At 59.2% G+C, this 250-nt stretch carries 1 pseudogene; it reads left to right on the forward strand.

Going from position 1 to position 250, the window contains the following annotated elements:
* Positions 1 to 250 (forward strand): annotated as a pseudogene (locus QN347_RS20475) (amidohydrolase family protein); the annotation flags it as partial.

Here is a 250-nt window from a genome sequence, read left to right on the forward strand (position 1 = left end):
AAGAGACAGGATTTGGCCCAGCGGTGCCTTCCTGTCGCAAACCGGCGGTCATGGCGATTTTCGTTTTCCCAATGAATTTCCTATCCAAGCCGGTGCTTCCTCATATGCCGAGCGAGTCGGTGCCACGGTCATTGCCGACAATGCCGACACCGTGCGCATGCGCAGCCGCGAGTTGTTGGCACTTGGGGCGACGCAACTGAAATTGATGGCCGGTGGCGGCGTTTCGTCGAGCATGGATCCGCTCGACGTG

Source organism: Sphingomonas sp. 10B4 (genome assembly GCF_035019905.1).
Lineage (GTDB): Bacteria > Pseudomonadota > Alphaproteobacteria > Sphingomonadales > Sphingomonadaceae > Sphingomonas > Sphingomonas glacialis.